Origin of the sequence: Pollutimonas rozaliensis, assembly GCF_048751585.1 — a bacterium.
In the GTDB taxonomy this organism is placed as follows: domain Bacteria; phylum Pseudomonadota; class Gammaproteobacteria; order Burkholderiales; family Burkholderiaceae_B.
Genome location: NZ_JAZHOB010000009.1, coordinates 44,007 through 69,226, shown reverse-complemented (window position 1 = coordinate 69,226; position 25,220 = coordinate 44,007). Strand labels below are relative to the sequence as shown.

General features: G+C 61.7%; 22 protein-coding genes. 14 read left to right on the top strand and 8 right to left on the bottom strand.

What is annotated here, in order from left to right; all coding sequences use genetic code 11:
* Positions 1 to 3: 3 nt before the first annotated feature.
* Positions 4 to 1,032, bottom strand: a complete 1,029-nt coding sequence (locus V0R37_RS17070; protein ID WP_420375661.1) for an ABC transporter substrate-binding protein — start codon at positions 1,030 to 1,032, stop codon at positions 4 to 6.
* Positions 1,033 to 1,202: 170 nt separating this feature from the next.
* Here V0R37_RS17070 and V0R37_RS17065 point away from each other — a divergent pair, with 170 nt between their 5' ends.
* Positions 1,203 to 2,447 (top strand): TIGR03862 family flavoprotein, encoded by a 1,245-nt coding sequence (locus tag V0R37_RS17065; RefSeq protein WP_420375660.1) that lies wholly within the window; start codon positions 1,203 to 1,205, stop codon positions 2,445 to 2,447.
* A gap of 25 nt (positions 2,448 to 2,472) precedes the next feature.
* Here V0R37_RS17065 and garD read toward each other — a convergent pair whose 3' ends face one another.
* On the bottom strand, positions 2,473 to 4,056 hold the full coding sequence (gene garD, locus V0R37_RS17060) for a galactarate dehydratase (RefSeq protein WP_420375659.1): 1,584 nt from the start codon (positions 4,054 to 4,056) through the stop codon (positions 2,473 to 2,475).
* A 348-nt stretch (positions 4,057 to 4,404) separates the two neighbouring features.
* On the opposite strand from garD, the gene V0R37_RS17055 reads away from it, so the two are divergent.
* From V0R37_RS17055 to gudD, 4 genes are all read left to right on the top strand, one after another.
* The gene (locus V0R37_RS17055; protein ID WP_420375658.1) at positions 4,405 to 5,361 is read left to right on the top strand and encodes a Bug family tripartite tricarboxylate transporter substrate binding protein; all 957 of its coding nucleotides are present in this window, start codon (positions 4,405 to 4,407) and stop codon (positions 5,359 to 5,361) included.
* 258 nt (positions 5,362 to 5,619) lie between these two features.
* Positions 5,620 to 6,651 carry a LacI family DNA-binding transcriptional regulator gene (locus tag V0R37_RS17050; protein ID WP_420375657.1) on the top strand — a complete coding sequence of 344 codons (1,032 nt, stop codon included), beginning with the start codon at positions 5,620 to 5,622 and terminating at the stop codon, positions 6,649 to 6,651.
* A 139-nt stretch (positions 6,652 to 6,790) separates the two neighbouring features.
* Positions 6,791 to 7,702, top strand: coding sequence for a 5-dehydro-4-deoxyglucarate dehydratase (gene kdgD, locus V0R37_RS17045; RefSeq protein ID WP_420375656.1), 912 nt, complete (start codon positions 6,791 to 6,793; stop codon positions 7,700 to 7,702).
* Between the two features lie 27 nt (positions 7,703 to 7,729).
* Complete coding sequence (gene gudD, locus V0R37_RS17040) at positions 7,730 to 9,061, top strand: glucarate dehydratase (RefSeq protein WP_420375655.1); 1,332 nt, start codon at positions 7,730 to 7,732, stop codon at positions 9,059 to 9,061.
* 15 nt (positions 9,062 to 9,076) lie between these two features.
* On the opposite strand, the gene V0R37_RS17035 is transcribed toward gudD, so the two are convergent.
* Both V0R37_RS17035 and V0R37_RS17030 read right to left on the bottom strand, forming a co-directional pair.
* Positions 9,077 to 10,057 (bottom strand): Bug family tripartite tricarboxylate transporter substrate binding protein, encoded by a 981-nt coding sequence (locus V0R37_RS17035; protein WP_420375654.1) that lies wholly within the window; start codon positions 10,055 to 10,057, stop codon positions 9,077 to 9,079.
* Positions 10,058 to 10,170: 113 nt separating this feature from the next.
* A complete protein-coding gene (locus tag V0R37_RS17030) occupies positions 10,171 to 11,598 on the bottom strand; it encodes a CoA transferase (protein WP_420375653.1) in 1,428 nt (475 codons plus the stop codon).
* 95 nt (positions 11,599 to 11,693) lie between these two features.
* Here V0R37_RS17030 and V0R37_RS17025 point away from each other — a divergent pair, with 95 nt between their 5' ends.
* A complete protein-coding gene (locus V0R37_RS17025; protein WP_420375652.1) occupies positions 11,694 to 12,596 on the top strand; it encodes a LysR family transcriptional regulator in 903 nt (300 codons plus the stop codon).
* A 124-nt stretch (positions 12,597 to 12,720) separates the two neighbouring features.
* Here the strand turns inward: V0R37_RS17025 and V0R37_RS17020 are convergent, their stop codons facing one another.
* Positions 12,721 to 13,122: a hypothetical protein gene (locus tag V0R37_RS17020; RefSeq protein WP_420375651.1), complete on the bottom strand. Its 402-nt coding sequence runs from the start codon at positions 13,120 to 13,122 to the stop codon at positions 12,721 to 12,723.
* Between the two features lie 294 nt (positions 13,123 to 13,416).
* Here V0R37_RS17020 and V0R37_RS17015 point away from each other — a divergent pair, with 294 nt between their 5' ends.
* Positions 13,417 to 14,655 carry an FAD-dependent oxidoreductase gene (locus tag V0R37_RS17015; protein WP_420375650.1) on the top strand — a complete coding sequence of 413 codons (1,239 nt, stop codon included), beginning with the start codon at positions 13,417 to 13,419 and terminating at the stop codon, positions 14,653 to 14,655.
* A gap of 35 nt (positions 14,656 to 14,690) precedes the next feature.
* On the top strand, positions 14,691 to 15,137 hold the full coding sequence (locus V0R37_RS17010; protein ID WP_420375649.1) for a nucleoside deaminase: 447 nt from the start codon (positions 14,691 to 14,693) through the stop codon (positions 15,135 to 15,137).
* Between the two features lie 24 nt (positions 15,138 to 15,161).
* Here the strand turns inward: V0R37_RS17010 and V0R37_RS17005 are convergent, their stop codons facing one another.
* The 3 genes from V0R37_RS17005 to V0R37_RS16995 all read right to left on the bottom strand — a co-directional run bounded on the left by V0R37_RS17005 (position 15,162) and on the right by V0R37_RS16995 (position 18,578).
* Positions 15,162 to 16,523 carry an MmgE/PrpD family protein gene (locus V0R37_RS17005; protein WP_420375648.1) on the bottom strand — a complete coding sequence of 454 codons (1,362 nt, stop codon included), beginning with the start codon at positions 16,521 to 16,523 and terminating at the stop codon, positions 15,162 to 15,164.
* A gap of 24 nt (positions 16,524 to 16,547) precedes the next feature.
* Positions 16,548 to 17,525, bottom strand: coding sequence for a Bug family tripartite tricarboxylate transporter substrate binding protein (locus tag V0R37_RS17000; protein ID WP_420375647.1), 978 nt, complete (start codon positions 17,523 to 17,525; stop codon positions 16,548 to 16,550).
* 147 nt (positions 17,526 to 17,672) lie between these two features.
* Positions 17,673 to 18,578, bottom strand: coding sequence for a LysR family transcriptional regulator (locus V0R37_RS16995; protein WP_420375646.1), 906 nt, complete (start codon positions 18,576 to 18,578; stop codon positions 17,673 to 17,675).
* A gap of 364 nt (positions 18,579 to 18,942) precedes the next feature.
* Between V0R37_RS16995 and V0R37_RS16990 the strand changes: the two genes are divergently transcribed.
* From V0R37_RS16990 to V0R37_RS16965, 6 genes are all read left to right on the top strand, one after another.
* Positions 18,943 to 19,752 (top strand): enoyl-CoA hydratase/isomerase family protein, encoded by an 810-nt coding sequence (locus V0R37_RS16990; protein ID WP_420375645.1) that lies wholly within the window; start codon positions 18,943 to 18,945, stop codon positions 19,750 to 19,752.
* Between the two features lie 37 nt (positions 19,753 to 19,789).
* Positions 19,790 to 21,004 carry an ABC transporter substrate-binding protein gene (locus tag V0R37_RS16985; RefSeq protein ID WP_420375644.1) on the top strand — a complete coding sequence of 405 codons (1,215 nt, stop codon included), beginning with the start codon at positions 19,790 to 19,792 and terminating at the stop codon, positions 21,002 to 21,004.
* A gap of 285 nt (positions 21,005 to 21,289) precedes the next feature.
* Positions 21,290 to 22,477 (top strand): CaiB/BaiF CoA transferase family protein, encoded by a 1,188-nt coding sequence (locus V0R37_RS16980; protein ID WP_420375643.1) that lies wholly within the window; start codon positions 21,290 to 21,292, stop codon positions 22,475 to 22,477.
* Between the two features lie 51 nt (positions 22,478 to 22,528).
* Positions 22,529 to 23,104, top strand: coding sequence for a DUF2889 domain-containing protein (locus tag V0R37_RS16975; protein WP_420375642.1), 576 nt, complete (start codon positions 22,529 to 22,531; stop codon positions 23,102 to 23,104).
* A gap of 195 nt (positions 23,105 to 23,299) precedes the next feature.
* On the top strand, positions 23,300 to 24,280 hold the full coding sequence (locus V0R37_RS16970) for a Bug family tripartite tricarboxylate transporter substrate binding protein (protein WP_420375641.1): 981 nt from the start codon (positions 23,300 to 23,302) through the stop codon (positions 24,278 to 24,280).
* Between the two features lie 132 nt (positions 24,281 to 24,412).
* Complete coding sequence (locus V0R37_RS16965; protein WP_420375640.1) at positions 24,413 to 25,201, top strand: hypothetical protein; 789 nt, start codon at positions 24,413 to 24,415, stop codon at positions 25,199 to 25,201.
* The last annotated feature ends 19 nt before the right edge of the window (positions 25,202 to 25,220 follow it).

Sequence of the window (25,220 nt, the reverse complement as noted above, 5' to 3'; positions counted from 1 at the left end):
GATTTACTTGGCGGCGAAAATCTTGCCGAACTCGCGACCCCACTTTTGCAACTCAGCGTCATCCAGGTCGCGCACGGGCAGGACCTTGGCTTTGTCTATGCCAGGAACTGGCGGGAACACGTCCTTGGCCAGCACGTACTCGCCCACGTCCTTGGCCAGCAGGCCCATGGCTTGCCTGGACAGCCAGTAGTCGATGAAGGCGCGGGCCGCATCGGGGTGCGGGGCCTTGGAGGTGATGGCGATGGCGCGCGCCGTGCCGAGCAAAGGCTGGCCCGATTGCGGCGCCCAGGCCAGCGGCGCGGGCGCCTTGGTCACGACGTATTTGGGCATGGAGATGCCGATCAGCTTCTCGCCGCTTTCGATGGGGGCTGGCGTGGGACCGAACGAGGCCACGAACATGGGCCGGTTGGCCGCCAGGGCCTTCAGGAACTTCATCCACTCGTCTTCGGACTTGAACACCTGCTCTTTCAAGCCCAGCAACCAGGCAATGGTCGAGGCGTGCGTGGCCGGATCGGCCATCACGATCTTGTTCTTCCATTTGGGGTCGGCCAGGTCTTCGTAACGCTGCGGCGCGTCAGCCGGCTTCACGTGGTCGGTGTTGTACAGGTAAGAGACATATTCGATGCCGAACATCGTGATGTGCTCGTCCTTGGTGGCCCATTCGGGGTAGCCCGCCGTCGAGGGCGAGCGGTAGGGGGCCAGCACGCCTTTTTCCTTCAGGATTTCCAGCATGGGCAGCGGCGCCTGGACGACGTCGGCCAGCAGCTTGCCGGCATTGAACTCGGTAAGGATGGTGGGCAGGAATTTCGAACTCGAGGTGCGGGTGTACTCGCCCTTGACGCCGGTTTCCTGCTCGAAGGCCTTCATGATGGGGGAAACGGCGGTGATGTTGGCGTAGAACACGGCCTTGCCCTGCTGCTTGGCCAGCGCGTATGGATCGGCCGCAAAAGCCGGAGCGAATGCGCCGGGCACGTTCACCAGCCCCGAGGCTGCTGCCAATTTAAGAAAATTACGGCGATCTATCGTAGCCATGGCTACCTCCTTTGTGTATGTGGCGGCAGCCTTGCGGGCAACCGAATTTTGGGCAAATGGTAGCCGGTCGGCTGTTCGTTTACAAGAAGACATCCTGTCCGCGGCCCTGGCGCTTTGTGCTACCGTACGATTTTCCGGGTAGCCCCGCGCTTGGCCTTTCTTTGATCCCCATGTCTTTTCCTTCCGTAGCCGTTATCGGCGCTGGCCCCGCGGGTTTGATGGCGGCCGAAACCCTGGCGCGTGCCGGCCTGCGCGTCGACGTCTACGATGCCATGCCTTCCGTCGGTCGCAAATTCCTGCTGGCCGGGCGCGGCGGCCTGAACCTGACCCATAGCGAGCCTGCCGCTATGTTCCGCTCCCGCTTCGGCGACCGAGCCGGGCAGGTCGCGTCCTGGCTGGATCTGCTGGATGCGCAGGGCTTGCGTGCGTGGGCGCTGGAACTGGGCGTGGAAACCTTTATTGGCTCGTCGGGCCGCGTCTTTCCGGCGGAAATGAAAGCGGCGCCCTTGTTGCGCAAATGGCTGCAAAGGCTGAGGGCCGATGGCGTGGCGCTGCATGCGCGCCATGTGTGGCGGGGCTGGGCCGAAGATGGATCATGTCGTTTTGAAACGCCCGAAGGCGAACTCAAGCGCCGCGCGGATGCGGTGGTGCTGGCGCTGGGCGGGGCCAGTTGGGCGCGCCTGGGTTCGGATGGCGCCTGGCGGGGAATATTCGAAGAGCGGGGCATCGCGGTGGCTCCCTTCCGGCCGGCCAATGGCGGCTTTCTGGCCGATTGGGACCCGCATTTCTCCGAGCGCTTTGCCGGCCAGCCGCTCAAGTCCATTGCCGCGGCGCCGCCGGGCCTGGCCATGAAGGCGGGCGAATGCATGGTAACGGCGGACGGCATCGAAGGCGGCCTGATCTACGCCTGGTCCGCAGCGCTGCGCGAGGCCTTGCTGGCCCAGGGTAGCGCCGTGCTGCACATCGATCTGCTGCCCGGCCACAGCCCGGACAGGGTGAGGGATGAAGTCGGACGGCCGCGCGGATCACGATCCTGGTCCAGCCATTTGGCAGGGCGGCTGGGCTTGCGCGGGGCCAAGGCGGGTTTGTTGCGCGCATGCCTGCCCAAAGACATATTTGACCGGCCCGAAGCCTTGGCGGCGGCCATCAAGCGCCTGCCCTTGCGCTTGACCGGCATGCGGCCCCTGGACGAGGCCATCAGCACGGCGGGCGGTGTGCGTTTCGACGAGCTGACCGCCGACTCCATGCTGCGGGCCGTGCCGGGCGTGTTCTGCGCCGGCGAGATGCTGGATTGGGAAGCGCCCACCGGCGGCTATCTGCTGACCGCCTGTTTCGCCAGCGGCATGGCGGCGGGGCAGGGCGCGGCGCGCTGGCTGGCGGCCCGGGCGCGAGACGGCGCCAGCGCGCCGGCCTGACGTCGCGGCGCTTGGTTCAGGCGGTTCAGGTCACCGGCGCCGGGTTGAACAGCACCAGCGCGTTCGCCAGCTTCCAGTGTTCGGCCCAGGTCTTCTTGCGGCCGCTGGCCACGTCCAGCATCAAGTGGAACAGTTCCCAGCCCACGTCCTCTATGCTGGCCGAGCCATCCGCGATCCGGCCGGCGTTGACGTCCATCAGGTCGTGCCAGCGGCGAGCCAGGTCGCTGCGCGTCGCCACCTTGATGACAGGGCACTCCGCCAGGCCGTACGGCGTTCCCCGGCCCGTGGTGAACACATGAAGATTCATGCCAGCGGCAAGCTGCAGCGTGCCGCAAATGAAGTCGCTTGCCGGGGTGGCGGCAAAGGTCAGGCCCTTGGCTTGCAGCTTTTCGCCGGGGGCGAGCACGCCGGAGATCGGCGCCGATCCTGATTTGACGATGGACCCCATGGCTTTCTCGACGATGTTGGACAGCCCGCCCTTCTTATTGCCGGGCGTGGTGTTGGCGCTGCGGTTCACGCTGCCGCGCTTCAGATAAGCGTCGTACCAGGACATCTCGCGGATCATGGCTTCGGCCACTTCCGGCGAGGTCGCCCGGGCGGTCAACTGGGCGATTCCGTCGCGTACTTCGGTGGTCTCGGAAAACACCACGCTGGCGCCCGCGCGAACCAGCAGGTCGGTACAGAAACCGACGGCGGGGTTGGCCGTGACGCCCGAGAACGCGTCGCTGCCGCCGCACTGCACGCCCACCACCAGCTCGCTGGCGGGTACGGTTTCCCGCTGGCGGACGTTCAGGCGCCGAAGGTGGCCCTCGGCCTGGCGCATGATGGATTCGACCATGGACATGAAGCCCACGTGGTCCTCGTTTTGCAGGCACACCACGTCCAGCGTGTCCGCCTCGTCCTTCTGCCTGGAAACGGCGTTGGCTTCGATGCGCGGCACGACGCCGGGGGGCAGCAGACGCTCGGGCTGCAGCTTTTCGCAGCCCAGGCTCACCACCATGACTTCCCCGCCGAAGTTGGGGTTCAGGCTGATGTTGCGCAAGGTCCGAATGGGCACGACGGCGTCGGGCGCATCGATGGCCACACCGCAGCCGTAGCTGTGCTCCAGCGCCACGACGTCGTCCACATTGGGATAGCGTGGCAGCAGTTCCGCTTTGATGCGCTGCACGGCAAAGGCGGTGACACCGGCAACGCACTGCACGGTTTGCGTAATGGCCAGTATGTTGCGTGTGCCCACGGATCCGTCCCGGTTCCGGTAGCCCTCGAAGGTGTAGCCGGCCAGCGCTTCCGGAGCGGGGTGCTTGACCGTGGCGATGGGCAGGCCGTCTAGCTCGCGGGCTTCGGGCATTTTCAGCAAGCGCTCGTTGATCCAACTGCCCGCCAGGATGGGCTCGATGGCATAGCCGATGGGGATGCCGTAGCGCAAGACTTCGCCGCCGGCCGGGATATCGGCCAGGGCCACCTTGTGGCCTTGCGGAACACCGTTGCGCAGGACCAGGCCCGATGGCAATATGGTGCCGGCGGGCAGCCCGCCGTCATTGGCCACGATGGCGACATTGTCGCGGCTGTGCATCATGATGGTCAGTGGTTCTGGATGAGCAGCGGACATCCTGATCTCCTGGTTCGTCTAGCGGTAAATTGGTAGCGGTACCATTGTAAGCCTCAAGCGGGGAAAAAATCCAATAGATATTCGATTTTGATGCAGGCACAGGGTTTTTCAGTACGAGACTTTCCAGTGCGAAAGGCTAGCGTAGCAACGGTTCAATAGCCATTTTCCAAATGTGGTTTTACCGGCAAAAAAATGCTTGGCCTAGTGGAAACACCTAAATAAAAACGATTGACGGTGACAATTGGTATCGCTACCATTGTCGTCGAATGGTAGCGATACCATAGGGGCTTGCTCCGCCGCGCGGCCCAAACCGGTTTCACCATTTTTTAAAATCTGCCCGGAGGCAACATGAAAAAAATACTCTTCGCGCTAGCTGCCACGCTAGTCATGACATCGGCCCAGGCGGCCTGGCCCGAGAAAACCGTAACGGTGGTGGTTCCCTTCCCGCCGGGCGGCTCCACCGACTTGATCGGCCGCTTGCTGGCGTCCCAGTTGGAAGCCCAACTGGGACAGACCTTCGTGGTCGACAACAAGGCCGGCGCAACGGGCACGATCGGAGCGGCTCACGTCGCTCGCTCCAAGCCCGATGGCTACACTTTGCTGGTGTCTTCGCTGGGCCCTTACGTGATCGCGCCGCACCTGTACAGCAAGGTTCCCTACGACGCGCTGAAAGACTTCGACTACCTGACGGTGGCCGTGCAGGCGCCCAACGTGTTGGTGGTGCCGGAAACGTCCAAGCACAAATCCATTGCCGACGTGATCGCGTTTGAAAAAGCCAATCCCGGCACCATGACCTTCGCATCGTCGGGCAGCGGCAGCAGCGATCACCTGACCGCCGAACTCTTCTGGCGCCAGACCAACACCACGGGCGTCCACGTTCCCTACAAGGGCGGCGGCCCCGTTCTGGCGGCGCTGCTGGGTTCCCAGGTCGATGCATCGTTCATGAACATCAACACGGCGATTCCGCAGATCCGCTCCGGCAAGCTGAAGGCACTGGCCATTACCAGCGCCAAACGCTCGCCCTTGCTGCCCGAGGTGCCCACCTTGACCGAGTCCGGCATCAAGGACGCCAACGTCTATTCCTGGCAGGCGGTGGCCGCGCCGCGCGGCCTGCCGGCCGACGTCAAGGCCAAGCTGTATGATGCCATGGTCAAAGGCCTGAACGACCCCGCCGTCAAGCCCAAGCTGCTGGAACTGGGTTTCGAGATCGTGGGCAACACGCCGGAAGAATTCACCCGCTTCCAGGCTGCCGAGTTCAAGCGCTGGAAAGATCTGATCGAGGCCCGCAAGATCAACGCCAACTAAAGCACGCGGAACCCGTCCGGGGCGGCACTTGTGGCCCGGAACTCTGATCTGATCGCGCATGCGCCTGTCCGGGCATGCGCGATTCATTTTTCAGGCCGGGCCGCGACGGCGCTTTGGCGTCGGCGGCGGCGACACGTATACTCGCTTCTTGAACCAAAGGCCAAGGTGCGATAGAGCCCCAAGACGCATGCCCGCCCGGCGACCCCGGCGGCTTTTCGATAGGCATGCCTTTATTACCGACGCCATCTTGAACACCACATGAGCGAAAAAGACATTACGAAGCGATCCCGGCGCAGCAGCGGAGCCATCACCCTGAGGGATGTGGCGCGTTTGGCCGGCGTGTCGCCCATCACCGCGTCCCGCGTGCTGAACACGCCCGACCAGGTCGCGGCGGAAACACGCCAGAAGGTGCTGGATGCCGTCCAGCGCACCGGCTATGTGCCCAACAGAATGGCCGGCGGCCTGGCCTCGGCGCGCAGCCGCCTGATTGCGGCCGTGGTGCCCAGTACCGTCATGTCCGTATTCATGGAAACCATCGAAGCCCTGAACGGCACCTTGTTCGACGCGGGCTATCAATTGATGCTGGGGCAGTCCAGCTACTCGCCTCACCGCGAAGAACTTCTGCTGGAAGCCATTATCGGCCGACGGCCCGACGGCATTTTCCTGACGGGCATATTGCAGCAGGGCAAGGGCCGCACACGCTTGCTGGCCTCGGGCATCCCCGTGGTGGAAACCTGGGACCTGACCCCCACACCCGTCGATATGCTGGTCGGCTTCTCGCACCTTGAAATCGGCCATGAGGTCGCTCATTTTTTCATCGACAAAGGCCGGCGTCGCCTGGGCATCGTGCAGGCCAACGACGAGCGTGCCAACAGGCGGTCCCGGGCCTTTGCCGAGGTGGCCGGCCAGAACGGCTTGCCCGATGTCTCCATCGTCAATGTGGGCACTTCGCGCTCCATCAAAAGCGGGCGCGAGGCGCTGGGCAAGCTGCTGGCCGCCACACCCGACGTGGATGCGATTTTTTGCAGCTCCGACCTGCTGGCCCTGGGTGTGATGACCGAGGCGCGGGCGCGCAATATTCCCATACCCGACCAGATCGCCATCATGGGCTTCGGTGATGTGCCCTTCGTGGCCGATATGGTCCCGGCGCTGAGCACCGTGCAGATCAACGGCGCCAATATCGGTAAGCTGGCCGCCCGCTGCCTGATCGACCGGGCCGATGGCCGTCCTGTCGCGCAGCATGTCGTCGACGTGGGGTTCTCCATCGTTGAACGAGAAACCACAGATTAGTGGAAACCCTGGTAATTTTTCATTGACGGCTGGATTTGGTACCGCTACCATTTGACTATTCCGTTATGGTAGCGGTACCAAATCGCTGCTATCGGCATCTATGTCGGCTCTCGCACCCATCTAATCGCAAAGGATTTCAATGAACCCCCAGGAACTCAAAGCCATCATGTCGCATGGCTTGCTCTCGTTTCCCTTGACCGACTTCGACGCGCAGGGGGAATTCAACGCCAAGGGCTATGCGGCACGCCTTGAATGGCTGGCCCCGCACGGCGCAAGCGCGCTGTTTGCGGCAGGCGGCACGGGGGAGTTCTTTTCGCTGGCAGGCGACGAATACGCAGCCATCATCAAGACGGCCGTGCAAACCTGCAAGGGCAAGGTGCCCATCATTGCGGGCGCCGGCGGCCCCACGCGCTTCGCCATCCAGTGCGCCCAGGAAGCCGAGCGGCAGGGCGCCCACGGCATTTTGCTGCTGCCGCACTACCTGACCGAAGCCAGCCAAGAAGGCTTGATCGCACACGTGGAAGCCGTTTGCAAAAGCGTGAAGTTCGGCGTCATTGTCTACAATCGCAACGTCTGCAAGCTGACGCCCGACTCGCTGGCCATCCTGGCCGACCGCTGCCCCAACCTTATCGGCTTCAAGGACGGCATTGGCAACATCGAGCTGATGTCCTCCATCCACCTCAGGATGGGCGACCGCTTCTCCTATCTGGGCGGGCTGCCCACGGCCGAGGTGTATGCCGCCGCCTACAAGGCGCTGGGCACCCCGGTGTATTCTTCCGCCGTTTTCAACTTCATACCCAAGACCGCCATGCAGTTCTACCATGCGGTGGCGAATGACGACATGGCCACCCAGCATCGCTTGCTGCGCGAGTTCTTCATGCCCTATCTCCAGTTGCGCAATCGCTCGCAGGGCTACGCCGTCAGCATCGTCAAGGCTGGCGCTGCATTGGTGGGGCATTCGGCAGGGCCCGTACGCCCGCCGCTGACCGACCTGAAGCCCGCCGAGCTGGAAGAGCTGAAAGCCCTGATCGACAAGCTGGGCCCCCAATAATCACCCATTCGCAGCCGGTAAATCATCATGTCAGCTTCCACACCCGTCGTCACCGCATTGCGCGTCATACCCGTAGCCGGGCATGACAGCATGCTGCTCAACCTCAGCGGCGCGCATGCGCCTTTCTTCACACGCAATCTGGTCCTGATCACGGACAGTAGCGGGCATACCGGCATCGGCGAAGTCCCCGGCGGAGAAAAAATCCGCAAGACACTCGAGGACGCCGCCGAGCTGGCCGTGGGCAAGCCCATAGGCGCCTACAACGCCGTGTTGACCGCCATGCGCGAGCGCTTTGCCGATCGCGACAGCGGCGGACGCGGCAAGCAGACCTTCGACCTGCGCGTGGCCATACACGCCGTCGCGGCCGTTGAGTCGGCCTTGCTGGACTTGCTGGGCCAGTATCTGGGCGTGCCCGTGGCCGCCTTGCTGGGCGAGGGCCAGCAGCGCGAAGCCGTGCAGATGCTGGGCTACCTGTTCTATGTGGGTGACCGGCGCAAGACCGATCTGCCTTACCGCAGCGAACCGGACGCCGCCGACGACTGGACCCGCCTGCGCCACGAAGAGGCGCTGACGCCGGAGGCCGTGGTGCGCCTGGCCGAAGCGGCGCAAGCGCGCTACGGCTTCCAGGACTTCAAGCTGAAAGGCGGCGTGCTGCGCGGCGAAGAAGAAATCGAAGCCATACGGGCGCTGCACGAACGCTTCCCGCAGGCCCGCTGCACGCTGGACCCGAATGGCGGCTGGCTGCTGAAAGATGCGGTGCGGCTGACCCGCGACCTGCACGGCGTAATGGCATATGCCGAAGACCCCTGCGGCGCGGAAGGCGTGTTCTCCGGCCGCGAGGTCATGGCCGAATTCCGCCGCGCCACCGGCTTGCCCACCGCTACCAATATGGTGGCCACCGATTGGCGCGAAATGTCTCATGCGCTGTCCTTGCAGTCGGTGGACATCCCGCTGGCCGACCCGCATTTCTGGACCATGTCGGGTTCGGTCAGGGTGGCGCAAACCTGCCAGGCCTTCGGCCTGACCTGGGGTTCGCACTCCAACAATCACTTCGACGTTTCGCTGGCCATGTTCACCCACGTCGGCGCCGCCGCGCCGGGGCGCGTCACCGCCATCGACACGCACTGGATCTGGCAGGACGGTCAGCGCTTGACCAAGGAGCCACTGGAAATCGTCGACGGCTATGTGCAGGTGCCGAAGAAGCCCGGCCTGGGCATAGAGCTGGACATGGCCGAGGTCGAAAAGGCCCACCAGTTGTACCTGAAACACGGCCTGGGCGCCCGCGACGACGCCATGGCCATGCAATACCTGGTGCCGGGCTGGGCGTTTGACGCCAAGAGGCCTTGCCTGGTGCGTTGAGACGGCGGAAGGTGGTCAGCCCGTCTTCAGGCCCAGGCGCTTGATGGTGGCTGACCAGCGGTCATACTCGCTGTCGATGAATTCCTGGCATTGCCGGGGATTCTTGTCCATGACCTCGGCGCCTTGGAAACGCAGGCTTTTCAGCACCTCAGGATCTTTCATGGCCGCTTGCAAGGCCTGATTCAGTTTTTCCAGTTTTTCGGGGGCGGTGCCCTTGGGGGCCAGCAGTACTTGCCAGGTTCCGCCGTCGAAGCCTTTCAGGCCGGGAACGCTTTCGCTTAGCGTGGGCACGTTGGGCAGTATTGCCGAACGCTTGCCCGACGTAACAGCCAACGGCTTGACCTGCCCGCCCTGGATGAATGGCATGGCGCTGTTGAACGAGCCCGAGTACATGAAGTTGGTGTTGCCCGCCGCCAGATCGGTCAACGCGGGGCCATTGCCCTTGTAGGGCACGTGCTGAAATTTCAGATCGAGTTTGCCGGCGATGTCCATGGCAACCAGATGATCGATCGAGCCGTTGCCCGAGGAACCCATGAAATACTTTTCCGGGTGGTCTTGTACCGCCTTGTAGAAGGCGGCGGCGTCGCTGATCTTCATGGTCTTTTCGGATGTGAGCAGGATGAGGGGTACGGCAACCGAGCAGCCCGCGGCGACAAAGGCTGTTTTGGGGTTCAGGTCGTCGCGGCCGAACAATGCCGGCGCCGTCGTGATGGATGAGGTGCCATACATCAGCGTATAGCCGTCCGGCTTGGCGCGCAGAAGATCTTGCGCGCCGATGTTGCCGCCGGCGCCGGGGCGATTTTCTATCACGACGGGGACATTCAGTTCCTCGGACACCTTCTTGAACAGCACTCGGCCTATGGCATCCGTGGGGCCGCCCGGCGCGAAGCCGATGATAAGCGTAATGGCTTTGTCGGGGTAGCTGGCAGCCTGGGACGCGGCGCTGCCAAAGGCAAGGGCGGTGATAGCGGCTGCGAGAGCGATTTTCTTGTGCATGATAGTGTTTTGTGGACGCATCCAGTGGTGACAGGCATCTTGCCGGCCATGGCCCTGCACGCCGTCCGTCTCCTTTATTGTCTAGTTGATGTTGGTGGTTGTGCCAGGTTGAATCATCGTCTTTCCCAAGCCGGCGGGTGTGCGCCATTGGGCGCCGGCGGCAAAGCCCAGTACGGGCCGGTGCGCGAGAACTGCGCCACCGGCGGTAGCTGCTCCAACAGGCCATAGGCCGATGGGCGGGTTTCCAGCACGGGATTCAGCGTCTCGGCAAAATGGCGACGGGGCTGGCCCGGGTCGAAACCATTTTCTATCCCCAGGTCTTGCACCCACATCGATGTTTTGGCCAAGGACACCTTCACGTGATAGCTGCCGCCCTCTTGGGCGCGGCGCATCAGCGCCATCATGACGCCGGCGGCGCCCAGGTATCCCGTCAAGTAGTCGTTCAGCAGGTAAGTGGGGACGACCCGTGGGCGGCCCGAGCCGCCTTCCCGGACGGCAATGCCGCTGACTATCTGGCCCAGTTGCTCAAAGCCGCCATACGAGCCCCAGGGGCCTTCATCTCCAAATGCGGTGACCGTGACATAGATCAGTCCTGGACGAATAGCGGCGGCGTCCTCTGCGCCCAGTCCGCGCTTGTTCAGGCTGCCTGGACGCCATGATTGCACTAGGACATCGGCGCCGTTGATCAGCTCTCGCGCTTTAAGCCTATCTTTCGGCGCATCGAAATCCAGGAATGCCGACCGTTTGCCGATGTTGGTGTCCACGGTCTGGCGGAAGGGGTCCTGGTTCATCGGCGGGCTGATCCGCAAGACTTCGGCTCCGTGCTCCGCCAGCGATCGCGCGACGACAGGCCCCGCAATGACGTGGCCCAAATCCAGCACGCGGATGCGGTCCAGCGGGCGATCGCGGCATATGGCCGGCTCGGCCTGGCTGTCGCCTATCTTCTGGATCTCTATGACGGGTTTTCCCGCCAGCAGTGCGCCTTGAGGATGCGCCAGCCATTCGTCGGTGCTGCGAGCGTAAATGCCCGGAAGCTTGTGTTGGGCGAAAGCCTGTTCCAGATCCGCGGCATCCCATTGCCGTATTGCCGCACTCAATGCGTCGGCGCTGTTCGCGCACTGCAACAGATCCAGGACGCCGTCGCGAAGGTGGGGGTATGAGCCGATGGGAAAGAACCAGCGCTCATCCCGGGTTCTATAGAAATCGGCCTTCAGTTCCGTCAGCAAGGATAGGGCCGGCAACGAGTAGCCGCTTTGCTTTTGAAAGTGCCCTGGATTCAAAGAGCTTGCCGCCTGCATCCAATCGATGCCGACCATTTGATGCTGGCCGACGGCCATATGCCACCAGTGCTCGACGGCGATGGCGTAGGCCCCTATTGCGCTAGCGGCGGACAAGGTCAGCTTGTGGGGGGTATCGAAGCGGGGTGCGGAGCCGAAGAAACGCAGGCGTTGCGATGGATGCTCGCGGCTGGGCAATCGATTGCCCAAGAGATTGGCGATTGCTTGATACGCTTCGTCGGGCGAGATGCTGGCTTGGCTCATTGTGGGCTTCCTGATGAACTGCCCTTGAGTGTAGGATTGTCGTTGCTGCATGTCCAACATATAATTTGTATGTCTATAAGACATAAATTATCTTAATGCTCAATAGCCGCCTGCTCCGGCAATTCATCGCGGTTGCCGAGGAACTGCACTATGGCCGCGCGGCATTTCGCGTGGGCATGGCCCAGTCTCCGCTCAGCCAGGCCATCCAGAAACTGGAGGCCTATGTGGGCACGCCACTGTTCCTGCGCAATAAGCGCAGTGTGGCGCTGACCCCTGCGGGTAAGGTGTTTTTGGAAGAGGCCTATCAGTGGCTCAAGTACGAGCGGGTAGCCATCGAGCGCACGCAGCACGCCAGCACCGGTGAAATCGGCCAATTGTCATTAGGCTTCATCGGCAGCACGGGCTATGGATACATGCCTGAACTGATCGGCCTCTTTCGGCATGAGTATCCGCAAGTTCGGTTGCGTATGGTCGAAATGACGACCAAGGACCAAATCGAACAATTGAAGGGCCGTTATCTGGATCTGGGCCTCTTGCGAACGCCGCTGCCGCAAGAGGCAGCGCAGATCGAGACGCGCCTGTACAAGCGTGACCGCCTGATGGCGGCGTTACCGGGGACCCACCCGCTGGCGGGGCGCAAGACGATTGCGTTAAGGCAATTGGCGCACGAGTCGTTTGTGTCGTTCTCGAAGGAAAAGGTGCCCACCGCGCATGCGCAATTGATTGCCGCCTGCGCAACGGCAAATTTCTATCCCAATATCGAGCAAGAGTGCTCGCAGGTCGGCGGGGTAATCTGTCTGGTCGCGGCCGGGCTGTCGGTGGCGGTGATCCCCAGCAACCTGACTTCGCTGATGCATCCCAAGGTCAAATACGTGCCGCTTTCCGACGATACGCATTACCTGACGCAGGAAGTTTCCATGGCTTGGCGGCAAGGGGATGGCAATCCGGCGCTGGCGTCATTCCTGGCGGTGGCACGGACTTTGGCGGATATGGAGTAGCCGAGTTACGCAGGCCGCAGCTCGACATGACTCCTTGAAACCCTAGGTGCCGCTTGCAAATGGAACGCAACTCGGTTGCGGCGCCCCTGGCTGTCTCCGGCCAGGGGGCAATGCTTGCTTATGATTACGCGCCGCTATCGGCCGTATCCGTTTTCACCGCCAATACCTTGCTGGCGCACAGATCGGCGGCGCCGTCGATTGGGTGATCCATATTGGCAAAGGTTACCCAGCCGCCTTTTTCAATGAAGCCATCCTGTTTCCAGGAGTCGATTTCCTTAAGCTCCGTAAGCTGCTTCTGGGCGTCGGGCGCAGCCATGAAGCGGTAGGCGCATATATTGGCGGCCAGCTTGGCCACCGCCTGCTCGGACGAGCTGGCTATCTGCTTGGCCGCGGTGCCGCCGGTGACCCATCCGCCCGCAGTGAACCCAAGCACCATCGTCAGGGCGGCAACCGCCGCGCAGGACCAGAACCATATTGTTTTAGTGGGGCGGTACTGGTCCCAATTCTTCATCATTTCGTTTGGCATGCTCGTTCTCCTTTTGGTGATAAGACACCCTTTGGATGAAACCGAAGGCGACTACCTAAAAAAATGACCCATCAATTCACGAGGTGAAAAAAGCGTTGACCATAGGCTCAGGCTGCCGTGTTTACCATTCCATTCAAAAGGGGGCTAAATTTATTGTACAGACGTGGTCACCATTGAAAAGGCTTGTTTACAACTTCGATACCAAGGATTTCCCTAACGTCTCAATGGGACGGAGGGCATTGCGCCATGGAGTTTTTCTTGACCCGCGCATCGCTCGCATGCAGACTTTGACCTATGGAAAAAGCTGTTCAAAGCAAGCGCACCCGATGTTGCATCGTCGGCGGCGGGCCCGCCGGCATGATGCTGGGATTGCTGCTCGCGCGTGCCGGTGTCGGCGTCATCGTGCTGGAGAAGCACGGCGATTTCCTGCGTGATTTTCGTGGGGATACCGTGCATCCGTCCACGCTGGAGATACTGTCAGAACTGGGCCTGAAGGAAAAGTTCGACGCCGTGCCCCAGCACAGGGTGGAGCAGATTGAAGGCCTGTTCGCCGACGGCATGCACGCGCTGGGCGATTTCCGACGCTTGCGGCCCTTTCCCTATATGGCGCTGGTTCCGCAATGGGACTTGCTTGACCTGCTGGCCACCGAAGCGCTGCGCCATGACGGCTTCCAGCTATGCATGCGGCACCAGGCAACGGACCTGCTGCGTGACCCTTGCGGCCGTGTGACCGGCGTCATGGCCGAGTCGCCCGAAGGCCTGGTCCGGATCGATGCCGATCTGGTCGTGGGCTGCGACGGCCGGCACTCTTTGCTTCGTTCGGCGGCAGGCCTGCGGACGCGGGATCTCGGCGCGCCCATGGATGTCATGTGGTTCCGGCTGCCGCGCTTGCCCTCCGACCCGGCGGGCACCTTCGGCGTACCGGGATATGGCAATTTCCTGGTCATGCTCAACCGCAATGAGTATTGGCAGATCGCCAGCGTGATCGCCAAGGGCGAAGCCGATGCATGGCGCCGGAAGCCGATTAAGGATTTCCAGGACAAGGTAGCCGGAAAGCTGCAGTTTCTGGGCGATCGTGTTCAAGGCATTGCCTCATGGGACGACGTCAAGCTGCTGGAGGTCCGGGTGGATCGCCTGGAGCAATGGCATCAGCCCGGCTTGCTGCTGATCGGCGACGCCGCGCATGCCATGTCGCCCATAGGCGGCGTGGGCATCAATCTCGCGATACAAGACGCGGTGGCGGCCGGCAATATCCTGGCCCCCGCCTTGCTGGCCTCCGGCCTGCCGGATGATTCCGTCCTTGCCGCCGTACAACAGCGGCGCCTGTTGCCTACGAAGATCATCCAGGCACTGCAGGTGTTCATCCAGCGGCGCGTCATTGCGCCGGCGCTGGCCAGGCGGGACGGCGACAGGCCGGTGGAACTGCCCCGTCTCGCGCGCTTGCTGCTAAGGTCTGGCTTCATCCGTTCGCTTCCCGCCCGTATTCTGGGGCAGGGGTTCCGGCGCGAGCACCTGCGGCCGTCGCGACACTGATTTTCATCATTGACCAAGGAAGGATTAGGAGCACCATGGATCCATTCATGCAAGCCGCACTGGAAGAAGCGCAACTCGGCCTTGAGGAGGGGGGCATTCCCATCGGTTCGGTCATCGTGCACCGGGGCCGTATTCTGGGCCGTGGCCACAACCGCCGCGTGCAGCGGGGCAGCGCCATCCTGCATGGCGAGATGGACGCCTTCGAGAATGCCGGCCGCCAAAGCGCGCAGGTCTATCGCGAATGCGTGCTCTATACCACCCTGTCGCCTTGCTCCATGTGCAGCGGCGCCATACTGCTGTATGGTATTCCGCACATTATCGTCGGTGAAAACCAGACCTTCATGGGCGAGGAAGAATGGCTGCGCTCACGGGGCATCAAGGTCGATGTCCTGCAAGACGCCGGCTGCATCGCGTTGATGCGCAAGTTCATCGACGACAAGCCCAGCCTCTGGAACGAGGACATCGGCGAGCCGGACACCTGAGCGGCGTCACGGCCCCCGCCAGGGTCATGCCGTGGCGGCCAGCCGCGCGATCGTTCCCGCATCGCCAAGCTGCGGCAAGTCCCAGCATGCCTGAATCAGCGCGTTGGCCTGGTCGTCGGGCAATATCGCTTGGACCAGCCCGCGGAATTTTTCTTCCAAATCCTGGTCGCTCATGGGGTGAGCCAGCGTACCCAAGGCTTCGGAAATGTGGCGGTCCAGTACCCGGCCGTCGCGCAGCACGATGCGCACGCGCCCTTCCAGCTTGCGCATCTTGGGATCGACGACAGCGCTGACGCGTTCGCGCAGCGCCACGACTTCGGGAGACCGAACCGCTTCAGTGCTGAACTGGGCCTCGCCGGCGGCGCCCTGGATGATGGCAACCGCCAAGGCATGGTAGACGCTGAACTTGCCTTCCAGGCCGGTCATGGGCGTGCGCTTGCCGGTCAGTTCAAGGACAAGAGGAGAAACCGTCGCTTGAATCGATTCGATCTGTGCGGCTTCCGGCGCGTGTTCGCGCCGTAGCTGCAGGCAGCCGTCGATGACGGCGTGCACCACCAGCCCGCAGGCGAAGGGCTTGTACATGTTCTGCGCCAGCTCGTAGCGTTCGCCCCATGGCGCCGTGATGACATCCGGGTCGAAGCGGCTGGACATGACCCGGCCGAAGCCGCGCGGAGCCTCCAGGGCGCGGTCGGAACTGGTGTACCCGCGTTCCGCCATGAAAGCGGCGGCCAGCCCGCTTTGCGCGGCATGGCCGGGGTGAAAGCTCTTGCACATGCTGCCGAACATCTCGCGCAGGCCCGACGACTGGGTCGCTGCGATGCCCAAGGCCCAGGTCATTTGCTTCTCGTCCAGGCCCAGCAGCTTGCCGGCGGCGGCCGCCGCGCCGAAGATGCCGGCGGTGCCGGTAATGTGCCAGCCGCGGTCATAGTGTTCGGGGAACACCGACAGGGCGATGCGGACCTCGGCCTCGACTCCCACCACGAAAGCGTGGATCAACTGTTCGCCGGTGAAACGGCGCCATTCGGCCAGGGCCAGCACCACGGGCATGACCGGAGCGCTGGGATGCACCGTGCGGTAGTGCGTGTCGTCGAAGTCAAGCACATGGGAGCTGATCCCATTCAGCAGGGCGGCGTGCAGCACGTCGGCCCGCTCGGAACGGCCTACGACCTGCGCCTGGGCGGGGCCGAAGAAGGGAGCGAAGGCATCCAGCGCAAAGTTCACGGTATCGTGGCGCGCCGCGCCGATCGCGCAGCCCATCCAGTTGAGCAAGGCGCGCGAGGCCTCGTGGACGACGCTCTTGGGAATATCCTCGTAGCGGGACTGGACGATGTAGCGGGCCAGCGTGCGCGTGACCGTGTCGGAGCTTGTGGGTGGAGTCTGAGTCATGTGCTAGGGCTGTGGGGATTGAGGCTATTCGATATGCGTGCCGGAAGCCTTGATGAGCTTGGCGAATCTTTCTGTTTCGTGCTTGATGTAGGCGTCGATCTCCGCCGGGGTGCCGGAGCGTGCGGTCGCCGCCTGCGAGGCCAGCGTCTTCTGCACATCGGGCAGTTGCATGGCCCGGTTCAGTTCGGCGTTCAGTTGCTCGACGATGGGAGCGGGCGTGGCGGCGGGCGCCAGCAGCGAGAACCAGGTTTCGGACTCGTAGCCCGCTACGCCGGCCTCTTGCATGGTGGGCACGCCGGGCACGTTGGGATTGGGGGTGGCGCTGGTGATGGCCAGCGCGCGCAGGCGGCCGGACTGGATTTGCGGCAGCACCGACAGGGCATTGGCGAACATCATGTCCACCAGGCCGCCGGTCAAGTCGTTCATGGCGGGGCTGGACCCGCGATAGGGGATGTGACGCAGTTTGATGTCGGCGTCCATCTGGAACATCTCGGCGCTAAGGTGGGGCGAACTGCCGTTGCCGGTCGAGGCGAAGGTCAGGGTATCGGGCTTCTCTTTTGCCAGCTGGATCAGTTCTTTCACCGATGTGGCCGGCACCTTGGGATTGGTGACCAGGATGAAAGGTACCGAGGCCATCAGGCCCACCGCCCTGAAGTCCTTGTCCAGATTGAAAGACAGGTTCTTGTACAGCGATTGGCTGACGGCGATGGAGGAAGGCGCGGCGAGCAAGGTATAGCCGTCGGGCGCCGCGCGCGCCGCTTCGGCCGCGCCGACGGTGCCGCCCGCCCCGGAGCGGTTTGCAATCACGAAGGGCTGGTTCAATGCGGCCGATAGTTTGGTGGTGACCAGGCGCGTTACGATATCGACGCCGGCGCCGGGAGGGAAGGGAACGATGACGGTGATGGGTTTGCTTGGGTAGCTTGCCGCTTGCGCAGCCACTGCGGCGAAGGAACAAGAGGCCAGCAGCATGGCGTACAGCAGCGCTTTTACTGTTTTGGTCATTATTGTCTCCTTATATTTGAAGTTGAGAACGCCATGAATGTAGCGCCCTCCGGGAGACATAACAATTATTTATATGGTTTGAATCCATAGGTAATGCTTATGAATAGAGCAGGATTTTTCCAGCTCGAATCATGGCATCGCATGGGCCTATCGTGTCTTCGGCCGGACGCTTGTGAGCGGCGAAGCTTGCCTCAGGAACAGCCGGAATTGCTCGGCGGCGGGTGAAAGCGTGTGGTTTACGTGATGGCACAGGACGATCTCGCGCATCGGGCGTGGGGCGCGCAAGCGGCGATGGGCCAGGCCGCGCATGTTCAGTTCCGGCAAGCCCACCAGAGGCACGATGGTGATGCCGAATCCGGCGCGCACCATGCTGAGTGCGGTAACGGTGTTCAGAACCTGGTGATCGGCGGACTTGTCCAGGCCGTTTTCTTCAAAGGCGTTGTGGATCAGCGTGGATTGGGCCGCCAGCCAGATCAGGGACTCATTGGCCAATTGGCCCCAGCCCAATGTTTGGCGCCGGGCCAGCGCGTGCTCCTTGGGCAGCACGGCGACCAGCTCATCGTCGAACAGGTGTTCAAGCTGCAATGCATCGTCGGCCTCGATGTGGGAGCACACCGCAAAATCCACCTCGTGCCGGGACAGCAGGTCGGCAATGTAAGGCGTGCGGGTCTCTTGCAGCCGAATGTGCACCCCCGGATGGGTCTTGTGGAAGTCCGTCAGCGCCTCGGTGACGAAGCCCAGGGCCAATGAAGGCAATACCGCCAGCGTCAGTTGGCCGCGTTCCAGGCGCGTGATGGCGCGCGCATTGTTGCAGGCATTGTCGATTTCCAGCAGGCCGCGTCGCATCTGGTCGCGCAGCAGCAGGCCGATCTCGGTGATCCGCACGCGCCGCGTACTGCGGTCGAACAGCTTGACGTCCAGCGCATTCTCCAGATCGCGGATCAACTGCGAAAACGCCGGCTGGGTCATCCCGATTTTGTCGGCCGCGCGAGAAAATGAAAGCAGGTCGGCCGCCGCAAGAAAGCCTTCCACCTGACGTAACTTGATGCGCATGGCCGTGCCTATTCAGATTCCGCCGCCTTGTCTGTCGAGAGGCGGGTGGAGTATCGAAGCGGGTTTTCATCGAGGAAACCGGGAATTACCGGCCAGTGTATCCGTTGTGCGCCGGCGGCGCCGCGCCGCCTTCGCTGCCTCGGGCGTCAGTGTCCAGGAAACGTGACTTCAAGCAGTACACCGAAGACACACATTGCTTTCAGCCTGACCACTCTGTTGACACTTTTCCGGGCTGATCAGCGTAATCTTTGTCTCTGGACGAGTGTCGGCAAACCTGGCACGGCTTTTGCGTCCTGTTTCACTATGACATCAGAATAATTCTGCCCGGCGCACCACGCCTACCTGTTTTGGATGGAAGAAAGACATGACCGACCGCTATGCACGCTATGAAAGACTGGCATTTGACCGCCCCAGCCCCAAGGTGCTGCGTATTACGATGCGCTCCCCGCTGAAGATGGGGGCCATGGACGCCCAGATGCATAGAGAGGTGTCGGAAATCTGGCGTGATGTCGACGCCGACGACAGCGTCAATGTGATCCTTTTCACCGGAGACGGTAAGACATTCTCGGCCGGCGGCGACCTCAAGCACGAACGGAAGGTCTGCGACGACTATGCGCTAAGGATGCGCGCCATGAAAGAGTCGCGCGATCTGGTCACCAATATGCTCGATTGCCGCAAGCCCATCGTTACGGCGGCTCGCGGCTGGGGGGTGGGCGCGGGGCTGGCGACGCTATTGCTGGCCGACGTGTCCATCGCGGCCAAGGATGCCAAGTTCTCGGACGGGCACCTGAAAATCGGCGTGGCGGCGGGTGACCATGCCGCGATCATCTGGCCGATTCTATGCGGCATGGCGAAAGCCAAGTACTACTTGCTGACGGCGGAGACCTTCACCGGCGAAGAGGCGGAGCGCATGAATCTGGTTTCTCTTGCGCTCCCTGACGAAGAGGTCGAGGCCCGCGCCGTCGAGATCGCGACGCGCCTGGCGCAAGGCGCACCCGCCGCTCAGCGCTGGACCAAGATGATGCTGAACCATTGGATCAAGCAGGCCCAGCCTATTTTCGACGCCTCGCTCGCTCTTGAATTCACCGGATTTGCCGGGCCGGAGGGCACGGAAGGGATAGATGCCTTCCTTGAAAAACGCAGCCCGAACTTCAATCCGGATTGCCCGTTCTGACACTCAATTAAAACAAACCCCTGAAGGAGATGAAACCATGAAGCAACCCACGCTCACCACCATGATGGCGATCATCCTGGGCGCCTTGTCGGCCGGAAGCATCGCCAACGCCCAGGAGAAAGCACCTTTTCGTATCGGCGCCATCGTCGACATGACGGGGGTGTACTCCGCTCATGGCGGACCCGGCGTCGTCAAGGCGGTCGAGATGGCCGCCAAGGATTTCGGCGGCAAGGTCCTGGACCGCAAGATCGAAGTGTTGTCGGCCGACTACCAGAACAAGCTCGACATCACCGCGGCGCGCGCCCGGGAATGGTACGACCGCGACGGCGTGAGCATGATTATCGAATCGACCGACTCCGCCTCGGCGCTGGCGTTGCAGAAACTGGGCAAAGAGAAGAAAAAGCTGACGATTTTTGCGGGCTCAGCCTCGTCTTCCCTGACCAACGAGAACTGCTCTCCCTACGGCATTCATTATGTGTATGACACCTACGCGCTGGCACACGGCACAGGCGCGGCCGTCACGCAAAACGGCGGCAGCTCATGGTTCTTCATCACCGCCGACTATGCCTTCGGCCACTCGCTGGAGCGCGACACCAGCGCGGTCGTGAAGGAAAATGGCGGAAAAATCGTCGGCGCCGTTCGCGCGCCGCTGAACACCACGGACTTTTCATCGTATCTTCTGCAGGCACAGACATCGGGCGCCAAGGTAATCGGCCTGGCCAATGCCGGCACCGACACGCAGACCTCCGTGCGACAGGCATCCGAGCTCGGCATTACGCAAAGCGGGCAGAAGCTGGCCACGCTGCTGGTCTTCCTGCACGACGTCAAGGGCATGGGGCTGCAAGCGGCGCAAGGCCTGCAATTTACTACCGGCTTCTACTGGGACCGCAACGACGAAACACGCGCTTTTTCGAAACGGTTCTTTAAAGCCCACGGCACCATGCCGTCCATGGTTCAAGCCGGCGCCTACTCGGCTACCCTGCATTACCTGAATGCCGTCAAGGCGGCGGGCTCGGACGATGCCGGGGCGGTCGCTGAACAGATGAAGAAAACGCCGATCAACGACTTCTACACCCATAACGGCAAGATTCGCGCCGACGGGCGCATGGTCTACGACATGCTCCTGGCCGAGGTCAAGAAGCCGGCGGAATCCACCGCCGACTGGGATTTGCTGAAAATACAGGCGACGATTCCGGCGGACAAGGCATGGCGCCCGCTGTCGGAAAGCACCTGCCCGCTGGTCAAGAAGTAGGGCGGTAGCTCAAAGCTGGCATTGCGAGCTTCTTTTTAGCCTGCACCTCGTTGCAGGCTTTTTTTGCGCGGCCGAGCGGTGTCGGGCCGGAGCCGGGGCTTTGCCGTTCAATGTCATCCCGGCAGACAACTGTATCTGCGGGAAGCAACCCAGGCCATCGCCGATACGGCGGCGGCCTGCGTGGCGGCGGTCGTACGCGGCGTCGCATACATGGCATCAAATTTGCTTAAAAGAGTTTCAGAGAAGTGGATTTTTGCGGTATCAAGTCAAACATTCGGAGAAGTCATGCCTGGATTGCTGTCTGGAATTAAAGTCGTCGATCTTACGTCTGTCGTCATGGGCCCCTATGCCACGCAGATTTTTGGCGACATGGGGGCGGAGGTGATCAAGGTAGAAAGCCCCCAGGGCGACATCATGCGGCATATGGGAGTCGGCCACAGCGCCGCCATGGGTCCCATCCATCTCTCGGTCAATCGAAATAAGAAAAGCCTGATGCTGGACCTGCAGCAACCCGCCGCGCGCCAGGCGCTGCACCGGGTGATAGCGGGGGCCGATGTGTTTGTGCATGCCATGCGCCCAGCGGCCATCGAGCGCCTTCATCTGGATTATTCGCGAGTCAAGGAAACCAACCCGGGTATTGTCTACTGCGGGGCTTATGGCTTTGGCCAGGATGGCCCTTATGCCGCCAATCCCGCCTACGACGACATGATCCAGGGGCTTTCAGGCTTGTGCTCCCTGAATGCAAGCCTGGCCGGAGAGCCGCGCTTCACCCCCACGATCATTGCCGACAAAGTCGCCGGCCTTACGGTTACGTACAGCATCCTGGGGGCCTTGGTGCATAAATTCCGTACCGGAGAGGGCCAGAGCATTGAAGTGCCCATGTTCGAAGCCCTGGCGTCGTTCATGCTGATCGAACACATGGGTGAGCGGACATTCGACCCCGATAGCGGTGAAGCCGGCTACGCGCGCGTGCTTAGCCAGCTACGCAAGCCCCATCGCACGCTGGATGGCTATTTGTGCGTCTTGCCGTACACGGACAGGAACTGGCAGGACTTCTTCAAACTGGCCGATCGCGACGATCTGGCCAGGGACCCTCGCTATGTCACGGCGAACAGCCGCAGCAAGAACTACGAAACGCTATACAAGACGCTAGGCGACATCATGGCGCTGCGCACGTCGGCGGAATGGCTCAGTCAATTGCGGCCGCTAGGGGTTCCGGTGGCGAAGGTCAATTCCCTTGAGGATCTGTTCGGTGACCCGCATTTATGCGCGGTGGGCATGTTCAGCCGGATGCCGCACCCAAGCGAAGGGGTGCTGACGCAGGTTCGGCCGCCCGTCAATTTCGAAAAAACACCCAGCGCAATCACTTGCCTTGCGCCGCGCCTCGGTGAGCACAGCCGCGAGCTGCTTGCCGCCGCAGGCCTGTCGGACGGCGAAATTGCGGCCCTTGTCGACACCGGCGCGACCTGCTGACAACCGGCCGGCATGGCCCGGCACTTAACACATTGATCCCGGAGACTGTATATGGTGGCCCCCTCGCATTTTCTTTCCAAGCCCAAGGCCCTCAGGAAAGCGGCGCATTCGCGCAGCATCCACCTTCAATCCTATGAGCGCGAGGACGGCCTTTGGGACCTGGAGGCGCTGATCGAGGACCTGAAGGCGGAATCCTTCACCTCGCAAACCACGCACTTCGACTGCGGTGTACCCATTCATCTGATGGCGCTGCGGGTCACGGTCAACCAGGACATGGACGTGCTGGAAGCCGAAGCGAGCATGCAACGCATGCCCTTCCCCACGATCTGCCCGGAGGCTGGATTGCACGTGGAAAGGCTGGTGGGCGCAAACTTGCTCAAGGGCTTCCGTAAGGAAATTGGAAAACGGCTTCCGGCGCACGAGCGATGCTCCCATATTTCGGAACTGGCGGCGCTGCTGCCCACCTTGGCCATACAGACAATGATGCCGAGAATGGCGGCCGCCGAGAAAAAAAATGACCCTTCAGCGCCACGCCCGCTAAAGATAGGCGGATGCCACGCATGGAGAGAAGACGGCCCGCTGGTCTTGAAGTACTACCCCAATTGGTATCGCCAGCCGGAATCCTGAATCCATCCGGTACGCCGTGGCTGTTGAGCAGACATCTTCTGTGCTTTACTCAGCCACTTTTTGCTTTCCAAACCGATGGGCCGTGGCGGTAAAGACTTGGCATCATTATTGCGTATTGACTTGTACGGTTGGATTTCCATTCATTCGATTACCGGCGCAAACTTTTGCGCCTTGAGCAAACAAGGAGACTCATAAATGTCAGTGCTGAAAAAAATGCTTTTAGCCGCGGCAACGGCTACCGCGGCTTTGGCTCTTAGCACGCCGGCGCTTGCCAGCGATTACCCGAATCGGGCCATACGCCTTATTGCGCCTTATGCGGCGGGGGGCTTGTCGGACATACTTTCCAGGCTGTTGGCACAAGAACTGTCGGATCGCCTGGGCCAGCCCGTGGTCGTTGAGAACCGCACGGGCGCGGGCGGTATTATCGGAACCGACTATGTGGCAAAGGCGCCGGCGGACGGCTACACGCTGACCATAAGCGGTCAAGGCCTGGCCAGCGTGAATGCCACGCTTTATAAGGACCTTCCCTACAATACCTTGAAGGACTTCAAGCCTCTTTCGCTGATCGCAAAGTTCTCCATGGTGCTTGTAGGCAATCCAGGCAAGCCGCCCAAAACCATCGCTGAATTCATCAAGCTGGCAAAAGATAACCCGGACACCCTGAATTACGGCTCCGCGGGCAATGCCTCCACGGCGCACTTGACCATGGAAATGTTCAAGGACCTGACCGGCATCAAGATCCTGCACGTCCCCTACAAGGGCGAAGCGCCAGCCTTCACCGAACTGGTGGGCGGCCGAATTGACGTGCTTTTTGCCACCGTCGGGGGGGCGTTGCCGCTTATCAAGGGCGGGAAGCTGCGTCCGATTGCGGTCGCCGACCTGAAGCGCAACGCTTTGCTGCCCGACGTACCGACGATAGCAGAGTCCGGCTTGAAGGATTTCAATGTGTTCGGCTGGTACGCGGTCATGGCCCCGGCCGGCGTGCCGCAAGACGTGGCCGACCGCCTGAGCAAGGCATTGATGGATATAGGCCAGAGTCCGAAATTCCGCGAAGCCTTGAGCTCTCGCGGCATGGAAGCGATAGGCAGCACACCCGAAGTGGCCGCTCAAACCATTAAAGATGAAACCGAGCGCTGGGGCGCGATTATCAAGAAGGTGGGCATTACAGCCAATTAAACATTCAGGCATATACTATCGACCTGTAAGTCACTACCAGGCTCGATCGTAGATGCGGGACTATAACGGGTGATATGAAGTTGCACCATTGTCCTTGGGCAATGGTGCACTTGGATACTCAGAGGAGCAACCATGTACAGCGGCGGTGTCACCGACATGCCTCTACCCAAACAATGCGCGAGCGAGCCAACGATGAACCATCACGTCGATAAAAAAGAAGATACGCCTGGCTTGCTGCTGGTCATGCACGACATCCCCACGGAGCTGGATGGGGCAATGAATCACTGGTATCACCACGAGCATATCGCCGAACGCCTGGCCGTTCCCGGCATAGTTTCCGCTCGCAGGTATCAGGCCATCGAAAGCCGGCCCGCCTACATGATTGTGTACAAGTGCGAGTCCATCGACACGCTCTTGTCGGACGAATATCGGCGCGTTCTTGATAACCCCACCGAGACGACGCGCAAGATTTTGCCGCGCATGGAAAACGTCATTCGCGCCGTCTGCCGCGAAACCTGGTCGGTAGGCAGCCACGTCGGCGCCACCGCCGTCGTTGTCCAGTGCAAGGCCGTGGAAGGCCGCAAGGAAGATGCGCGGAAGTTCATTCGCGAAACCCTCGCCAAGCAGCTGCACGAATCCGGCGACATGGTGTCCATGTCGCTTTGGGAATCCGATCTGGAAGCAACGGACGTGACCAACTCGGATACGACCAGGCGTACCGCGCCTGACCATTATGCGGATTGGGTGCTGTTGGTCGAGGGCTATAACCGCGCCAGCCTGTCGCTGGCACTGCACCGCGAAGCGCTGCTATGCGATGGGCAACGCGACGGTCTGTTGCTGGGGGCGATGATGCGCTACGAACTCATGTGCATCTACAACTCCCACGACATCGCTTCACCGGTGACCGGCCGCTCTCGATAAGCGGGCCGATTCCGGTTTG